The organism is Streptomyces sp. NPDC005141, assembly GCF_053599975.1.
This window is the reverse complement of the sequence record NZ_JBSFYW010000041.1, coordinates 75,749-84,001: the sequence shown is the minus strand read 5'-3', so window position 1 is coordinate 84,001 and position 8,253 is coordinate 75,749. Positions and strand designations below refer to the sequence as shown.

General features: G+C 70.2%; 8 protein-coding genes. 2 read left to right on the top strand and 6 right to left on the bottom strand.

The window, feature by feature from the left end:
- Positions 1–239: 239 nt before the first annotated feature.
- Positions 240–710: a PPOX class F420-dependent oxidoreductase gene (locus tag ACWD68_RS28000; protein ID WP_451809220.1), complete on the bottom strand. Its 471-nt coding sequence runs from the start codon at positions 708–710 to the stop codon at positions 240–242.
- Between the two features lie 154 nt (positions 711–864).
- On the opposite strand from ACWD68_RS28000, the gene ACWD68_RS27995 reads away from it, so the two are divergent.
- Positions 865–1,593, top strand: coding sequence for a GAF and ANTAR domain-containing protein (locus ACWD68_RS27995; RefSeq protein ID WP_451809226.1), 729 nt, complete (start codon positions 865–867; stop codon positions 1,591–1,593).
- Positions 1,594–1,608: 15 nt separating this feature from the next.
- Here ACWD68_RS27995 and ACWD68_RS27990 read toward each other — a convergent pair whose 3' ends face one another.
- The 3 genes from ACWD68_RS27990 to ACWD68_RS27980 form a co-directional block, all read right to left on the bottom strand.
- Entirely contained in the window at positions 1,609–2,430 is an 822-nt protein-coding gene (locus ACWD68_RS27990; RefSeq protein ID WP_451809219.1) for a YceI family protein, read from the bottom strand.
- 93 nt (positions 2,431–2,523) lie between these two features.
- A complete protein-coding gene (locus ACWD68_RS27985; RefSeq protein WP_451809218.1) occupies positions 2,524–5,037 on the bottom strand; it encodes an MFS transporter in 2,514 nt (837 codons plus the stop codon).
- 21 nt (positions 5,038–5,058) lie between these two features.
- Entirely contained in the window at positions 5,059–5,565 is a 507-nt protein-coding gene (locus ACWD68_RS27980; protein WP_451809217.1) for a MarR family winged helix-turn-helix transcriptional regulator, read from the bottom strand.
- A gap of 446 nt (positions 5,566–6,011) precedes the next feature.
- Between ACWD68_RS27980 and ACWD68_RS27975 the strand changes: the two genes are divergently transcribed.
- Complete coding sequence (locus tag ACWD68_RS27975; protein ID WP_451809216.1) at positions 6,012–6,209, top strand: hypothetical protein; 198 nt, start codon at positions 6,012–6,014, stop codon at positions 6,207–6,209.
- A gap of 19 nt (positions 6,210–6,228) precedes the next feature.
- Here the strand turns inward: ACWD68_RS27975 and ACWD68_RS27970 are convergent, their stop codons facing one another.
- A complete protein-coding gene (locus tag ACWD68_RS27970; protein WP_451809215.1) occupies positions 6,229–7,065 on the bottom strand; it encodes a hypothetical protein in 837 nt (278 codons plus the stop codon).
- A gap of 49 nt (positions 7,066–7,114) precedes the next feature.
- Entirely contained in the window at positions 7,115–8,011 is an 897-nt protein-coding gene (locus tag ACWD68_RS27965) for an RNA polymerase sigma factor SigF (protein ID WP_451809214.1), read from the bottom strand.
- Positions 8,012–8,253: the final 242 nt, after the last annotated feature.

The window sequence follows — 8,253 nt, the reverse complement described above, 5'->3', positions numbered from 1 at the left end:
CGCTGGATCAGACGTGGGTCCAGGAGGGAACCGCTGCTCGATCCGGACGTAAGCGACGGACATTGGGATGTACCGGCACGGCCCCTCCCGTGCGCGGACGGCTGCGGGCGCGCTGTGGTGATTTCAGCCCCTGGCCCCGGGGAAGATTTCAGCCCCTCCGGCGTTTGAGGAGCGGGGGGCTGGGGCGGAGTCTTAGGTACGGGACGGGTAGGGGCGAAGGAAGGCTTGGCTCGGGCGGGCTAGTCCTGGGGGGCCAGGTGGGCCGGGAAGCCGCCGGTGGCCACCGGGCTCCAGCGGGTGGGGGTGATGCGGATGATCGACTTGGCCTGCTTGCGCATGGCTTCTCGGTACTCGTCCCAGTCGGGGTGCTCACCGGCGATGTTCCGGTAGTACTCGACGAGCGGCTCGACGGAGTCGGGGGAGTCGAGGACCTCGGCGGTGCCGTCGATCTGGACCCAGGGGCCGTTCCACTCGTCGCTGAGGACGATGAGGCTGACCCGTTCGTCCCGCTTGGCGTTACGCGTCTTGGCTCGCTCGGGGTACGTCGAGAGGACGACGCGCCCCGAGTCGTCGACACCGCAGGTGAGCGGGGACCCCTGGGGGCTGCCGTCGGCACGGCGGGTGAGCAGGACGGCCCGGTGCCGGGGGCGCACGAAGTCCAGCAACTCGTCCAGGGAGACAGAGGTGTTCGTCGCGATGTTGGGTGCCATGCGATCAGCCTAGGCCGCGTGCCCCGGAGTCGCCCGCGGGCTGAGCCGGTGGGCGGCACCGGACCCGATCGGAGCAGCTAAAGTGCTGTTCGTCCTGTGCTCGCAGTCAGGAATGTGCTGCGGAGCTCTCCTGCGCATGGCCGTATGGCCGTGCATGCCGAAGAGGTTCGTGGTGGCTGCGTCCGAGTTTTCTGAATTGTCCCGTTGTGCTACGGGTTTTGAGCTGGCCGATTCCTTGATGGTCGCCGCGCAGCAGTTGCACGAGACGGCGAGTCCCCACAACACCCTGCGCACCGCCGTCCGGCTGGCCGTGCACATCCTGCCCGGCGCCGAGCACGCCGGGATCTCCGTCATCGAGCGCAACGCCCACCGGCAGACCCTGGCCTGGACGGACGAGGTCGTCCGTTCCGTCGACGCCCTGACCGGGGACCGTGAGCATCACCCGTACTGGAACCGGCTCTGGACGGCGCCGGTGGCCCGGATCGAGGACAGCTCCTCGGCCGACGGGGACGGGGAGCTCGCGCTGTCGGGCCTCGGGCTGCGATCGGTGCTGTCGTTGCGGCTGCGGGTCGACCAGCGGCGGCTCACCGTCCTGACGGCGTACGCGCGCAAGCCCCGCGCCTTCGACGAGTCGGCCACCCGGATCGGGCGGTTGTTCACCGCGCATGTCAGCATCGCGCTGGACTCGGTGACCATGCGCGAGCAGCTCACCGAGGCGATGCGCACCCGCGATCTGATCGGGCAGGCCACGGGCATCCTCATGGAGCGGCTCGACATCGACGCGTCCGAGGCCTTCGACAGCCTCGTGCGGACCTCCCAGCGGGAGAACATCAAGCTCCGTGACCTGGCCCGGCGGATCGTGGACGCCAGCGAGGGCGAGTAGGCGGGTGAGGCGCGCTCACGCCGCCGGCAGCGCGTCTCCCTGCACCGCCTGGATGTCCAGCTCCACCCTGAGGGTCGTACCGATGGCGGAGATGCCCGCCTGGACGATCTGGTTGTAGTGCATGGCGAAGTCCTCGCGGTGGAGTTCGGCGGTCGCGCGGAACGCGGCGCGGGTGCCGCCCCAGGGGTCGGCGCCGGTGCCGAGGTAGGCGAGGTCGAGGTCGACGGGACGTACGACGCCGTGCAGGGTGAGTTCGCCGTGCACGGTCCAGCGGTCGGGGCCGGCCGGCGTCAGGTCCGTCGAACGGTAGGTGATCCGCGGGTACTTCTCGATGTCCAGGAAGTCCGGCGATTTCAGGTGGGTGTCGCGCATGCCGTTGCCGGTGTCGATGGAGGCGGCCGAGATCGTCGCCTCGACCCGCGACCCGGCCACGTCGTCGGGGGCGATCTCGATGCGGCCCGCGAAGTCCGTGAAGCGGCCGTGCACGCTGGAGATGCCGAGGTGCTGGGCGACCGCGCCGACGGAGGAGTGCGCCGGGTCGATGGTCCACGGTCCCGGCGGGGGCAGCTCGGTGCCGCCCTGGCGGGCCAGTGTCACCTGGCCGACCTCGGCACGCCCCGCTGCCGTGACGATCGCTCCGGCCGCGGCGGGCGCGTACCCGAGAGCGGTCACGATCACCGTGTACGCGCCGGGCTCGAGGCTCGTGGTGTCGTGCACGGTTCCGTCGGTGTCCGCCTCGGCCCGCAGCACCTGCGCGCCGGCCGCGTCGGTCACCGTGACGACCGCGTGCGACACGGCCCATCCGTCCCGGGTACGGATCTTCGCGGTCAGTCCCATGGCAGTAACTCCTTGCGATGAAGCAATGAAAACCGGCCCGTGGGGGCGCACCTCCGCTCAGAGTGCGCGCATCCCCACGGGCCGGGGCTCGGACTACTCGCCGGGGTGGGCGAGTTCGATCTCGTGGTCGTCCACGCCACGGCCGCCGACGGTCAGCGCGGTCGCCACCGGCGGATAGCCCGCCGCGATGACGGTGTACTCGCCGCCGTCCAGGTCGGTGAAGGCGTACGCTCCGTCGCCGCCGGTCCTGGCCGTGCCGACCACGTTGCCTGCCGCGTCCACGAGCGTCACGCGGGCGTCGGACAGGGGGCCGTGCGGCGCCCGTACGACACCCTGGACCTGGGCGCCCGGGTCGAGCTCGACCTCGACCCGGGTGACCCCGGCGCCACCGACCTCGACGGGCAGCGCCCGCGGCCGGTGACCCGCGGCGTTCACCGCGACCGTCACGACGCCGGGCACCAGTTCGGCGAAGGCGAACTCGCCCTGTTCACCGGTGGTTCCGGAGGCCAGCACATCACCGCGGACGTCGGTCACGATCACCATCGCGTCCTTGACCGGGTCACCGCCCTCGGCCGACCGGACGGCACCGCTCAGCCCGCTGGTGCCGCTCAGCAGGATGTCGTACGCGAGCGGCTCGTCGTTCACGACGATCGTCGAGGCCTGCGGCTGGAAGCCGTCGGCGGAGGCGATCAGGACGTAGGAGCCCACACCGGGCGCGTCCACCGCGTAGGAACCGTCGGCCTGTGAGACCGAGCGGCCGAGCTGCCGTCCCGCCGGTGAGATCAGCGTGACCGCGGCCTGCGGCACGGGCGCGCTCTCGGCGCCGCGGACCTGACCGTGCACCGTGATGCCGCCGGACGCGGGCTGCGCGGTGGCCTCCCTCGTCGCGGTGGCGACGGCGGCGAGCCGCTGCGTGCCCTCGGGGGCCGCCTCGGTGGTGGCGAGGGCCGCGGTGGCCGCGGCCTCGACGGCTTCGGCGACGGGAGCCTCGGTGACCGGTTCCCCGGACTTCTCCGCGGCGGCCTGCGCCAGCGCGCCGGACGTCCGCAGCGGGACCTCCTTGATGAACAGCACGATGAGGAAGGCGATCAGCGCCATGCCCGCGGCGATCAGGAAGACGTCCGCGATGCCGTGGCCGTACGCGCTCTCCATCACGGTGCGCAGCGGCGCGGGCAGCTTGTCCATGTCCGGGATGCTGGAGCTGGAGTCCGAACCCGAGCCCAGGGAGGCGTACTTGGGGCCGAGGTCGGTCAGCCCGTCCTTCACGTAGTCGGTGATCCGGTTGGCCATGACCGCGCCGAGCGCGGAGACGCCGATCGCACCACCGAGGGAACGGAAGAACGTCACGGTGGAGCTCGCCGCGCCCAGGTCGGACGGCGCCACCTGGTTCTGCGTGGAGAGCACCAGGTTCTGCATCATCATGCCGATGCCGAGGCCCAGCAGCGCCATGAAGATCGCGATGTGCCAGTAGGTCGTGTCGTAGCGGATGGTGCCGAGGAGGCCGAGGCCCGCGGTGACCAGGAAGCCGCCGCTGACCAGCCAGTACTTCCACCGTCCGGTCTTGGTGATGACCTGGCCGGAGACCGTGGAGGAGACGAACAGGCCGGCGATCATCGGGATCGTCATGACACCGGACATCGTCGGGGACTTGTCCCGCGCCAGTTGGAAGTACTGGCTGAAGAAGACGGTGCCGGTGAACATCGCGACACCCACGAAGAGCGAGGCGAGGGAGGAGAGGGTGATGGTGCGGTTGCGGAACAGCCGCAGCGGGATGATCGGCTCGCTCGCCCTGGACTCGACGAGGACGAACAGCAGTCCGAGGACGATCGCGCCCGCGATCATCGTGTACGTCTGCCACGAGACCCAGTCGTACTTGTCACCGGCGAAGGTGACCCAGAGCAGCAGCAGCGAGACCGCGGCGGAGATGAAGAACGCGCCGCCCCAGTCGACCTTCACGTCCCGCTTCACGACGGGTAGGTGCAGGGTCTTCTGCAGCACGATCAGCGCGATGATCGCGAACGGCACACCGACGTAGAAGCACCAGCGCCAGCCGAGCCAGCTGGTGTCGGTGATGACACCGCCGAGCAGCGGGCCGCCGACGGTTGCGACGGCGAACGTCGCGCCCAGGTAGCCGGAGTAGCGCCCGCGCTCACGCGGGGAGATCATCGCGGCCATCACGATCTGGGCGAGCGCTGACAGACCGCCGACGCCGACTCCCTGCACCACACGGCATGCGATGAGCATGCCGGGGTTCTGGGACAGACCGGCGGCGGCCGATCCCAGTACGTAGATGATGAGGGCTATCTGTACGAGCGCCTTCTTGCTGTACAGGTCGGAGAGCTTGCCCCACAGAGGTGTGGTCGCGGTCATGGCCAGCAGCGAGGCTGTGACGACCCAGGTGTAGGCGGACTGGCCGCCGCCCAGGTCGCCGATGATCTCGGGGAGCGCGTTGGTGACGATCGTCGACGACAGGATCGCGACGAACATGCCGAGCAGCAGCCCGGAGAGCGCCTCCATGATCTGCCGGTGCGTCATCGGAGCGCCGTCGGCGACGCCTCCGTGCTTGGCGTGAGAGCCCCGCACACCGGCTGGTGTGGTCGTTGCCATGCGGTTCCTTTTCTTACGTACTTACGCGGGTGTACGGGTGGTCAGTTCTGATACGTCTGTCGCATACGAGGGAGGGTGCGCGGGCGTCCGCTGCGTGGAGCGGCAGTCGCCGAAGCTCTCGCGCAGCCGGCCCATCAGCTCGATGAGCAGTCCGACCTCGTCGTCGGACCAGTGGCTCAGCCGGTCGGCGAGCAGCCGCGATGTGCGCAGGGAGAGCTCGTCGAGCTGCTCCTGGCCGGCGCCGGTGAGGCGCAGGATGCGTGAGCGCTTGTCGGCCGGGTCGGGGGACCGTTCTATCCAGCCCCGGTCGGCGACGTGCGCGACATGGCGGCTGGTCACCGACATGTCCACGGACAGCAGCTCCGCGAGCCTGCTCATCCGCATCTCGCCGTACCGGCCGAGCAGCGTGAGCACGGCGGCGGAGCCTCCGGGACAGTCGGGCGGCAGGATCCGTCCCATGTCCCTCTTCACGGCACCGATGGCACTGAGCTGACGAGCCAATTCCTCGTACTGCGCCTGCTCGGCCATCGCACCTCCCGTATTCGTTGCTTAGGGCAACCATAAAAGCAGTTGGTTGCCGCAGGCAAACGAGTTCGGTGCTTCAGTGCTAAAAACTTGGCAAAGGCAAGCATTGGCGAATGTAAACGCGCAGGTGGGAGCCGGTGGCCGGCCTCTCGTTCGCCAGGGGGCGCGTTCGACCCGGGTGGGCACGCCACCCGTCAGGTCCGGGTGGGCGTGCCACTCGCGACGTCCGGTTACGGGGCACGGCCGGTGAGAGTGCCCGGCGGCGGGGTCTCGCCAGGTCCGCAGGGTGAGAGGTCAGGGCGGGCGGGGCGACGGGTGAGCGCCGATGTGAAGGCGCCTCGAGGCCGGTGTGACGGCGCGTCGTGAGCCGAGTGAAGGTCCGTCGCGGTCGGCGTGAAGGGGAACCCTGCACTTGGGCAGCCCCCGCGTATTCGCTAGGGTCCTGGCCTATGGCAAACACCCAGGGCCCCGAGGGCAACTACGACCCCGCGGGCAGCACCCAGATGTTCCGTGCGTTCGTCGACGAGGCCCCCCAGGGCCGGCAGCAGCAGGCGGCCGCTCCGGCGGGTCCGCGCGTGGGTCTGATCATCGGCGTCGTGGTCGCCGTCCTGGTCGTCGCCGCGGTGGCCTGGCTCGCGCTCAAGTAGACGAGCGGGGCCGCGCGCCCTACTCCCACCGGACGGATACGTCCCGCGTCTCGACGTGCATGCCCAGCGGCACCCGCCACGCGTCGACGCACACCGTCCAGGTCTTGCTCTTCCTCGCGCCGGCGGCGATCGGCGCGGGAAGGGGCTCGGTCGACCCGATCGTCGCCCAGTCGATCCCGAGCGACCCGATGATGTGCGTCCCGAACGTCACCGTGCCCGAACGCACCGCCGTACCACCGGTATTGCGGAGAGAGACGGTCACCTTCTCGCACCACCGGTGATCGGCGGCCGCGCGCGAGGTGTCGCTCACGCCGAGCACGGCGGGCCCGGCGCTCGCCGTGGCCCCGGGTGCGGGCGGGGCGGAGGAATGACCCGAACTCCCGCCCGTACGGCCGGAGTCGCCGCCGGAGGAGGCGGAGGACCCGCCGCCCGAGGACGACGAGGACCCGCCACCGGCGTCGGTCCCCGCGCCTCCCGGACCACCGTCTTCGGCTCCCGAACCCCCCGCGCCTCCCGGACCACCGGTAGGCGCGTCCGAGCTCTCCGGGTCACCGCCGCCGGCCGGGAGCGAGCCCGGATCGCCGGTCGCCGCCTGCCCGGTGCCGGAACTCCCCTTGTTCCCAGCGGCGTTGAAGCCGTCCGTGATCGCGCCGCGCAGCGGCACCAGGGACACCTCGCCCGAAGGCGCCACCACCGCACCGGACGCCCGTGGAGAGCCACCCGCGGCCCCGACGGCGACATAGCCGCCGCCACTCCCGTCGCCCGCGCACGCGGCCAGTGCTCCGCCCAGACACAGCACGGCCGCCGAGGCACCCACCAGGGCACCTCGGCGACCGCGTATCGACTCGTGACGCATCGCGCCAGTGTGGCTGACGATCCGTCAATTATGAACCCGCGTGGGGCGGTCAGTCGGAGATGAGGCCTTCCCGCAGCTGGGCCAGGGTGCGGGTGAGGAGACGGGAGACGTGCATCTGCGAGATGCCGACCTCCTCGCCGATCTGCGACTGGGTCATGTTCGCGAAGAAGCGGAGCATGATGATCCGGCGCTCGCGGGGCGGCAGCTTGGCGAGCAGCGGCTTGAGCGACTCGCGGTACTCCACGCCCTCCAGGGCGGTGTCCTCGTAGCCGAGGCGGTCCGCGAGGGATCCCTCACCGCCGTCGTCCTCCGGGGCGGGCGAGTCGAGCGACGACGCGGTGTACGCGTTGCCGACGGCGAGGCCGTCGACCACGTCCTCCTCGGACACCCCGAGAACGGCGGCGAGTTCGGCGACCGTCGGCGAACGGTCGAGCTTCTGGGAGAGCTCGTCGCTGGCCTTGGTGAGGGCGAGCCTCAGCTCCTGGAGTCGCCGCGGAACGCGGACCGACCAGGACGTGTCGCGGAAGAACCGCTTGATCTCGCCGACGACCGTCGGCATCGCGAAGGTCGGGAACTCGACGCCGCGTTCGCAGTCGAAGCGGTCGATCGCCTTGATCAGGCCGATCGTGCCGACCTGGACGATGTCCTCCATCGGCTCGTTGCGGGAGCGGAAGCGGGCCGCCGCGTACCGGACGAGCGGGAGGTTGAGCTCGATGAGGGTGTCCCGGACGTAGCCACGCTCCGGGCTGTTCTCGGCGAGTGCGGCGAGCCGCAGGAAGAGGGAGCGGGACAGGGTCCGGGTGTCGATGGCGCCCGAGGACTCGGGGACCAGAACGGCTTCCGGGGCCTCGGCGGCAGGGACATCGTGAAGCGCGGCGTGCGCCTCGGGCGCTGTGTCGCTCTTCGTGAGCGTGAGCACCTTCGAGCTGCCCTGATCTGCGGACATGCCACCCCCTTTGGGTCGCGGACGGTCGCGGCAATCGCTCCCGTCGGAGGAACGCAGCCTCCACCTGAATACCGGAGGCGAGGCCGCGGCAAACGCGCTTCCGGAAGAATGTCACATGTCGGCAACACGCTGTAGTGACATGTCGACATGGAGAGGGTGAATAGGCCCTGGAAAAAGGGGGTCTGACGGTTTTTCAGCGCTGAAACGACAGAAAATGCAAGCTTGAGCGATTCGCTCTTTTC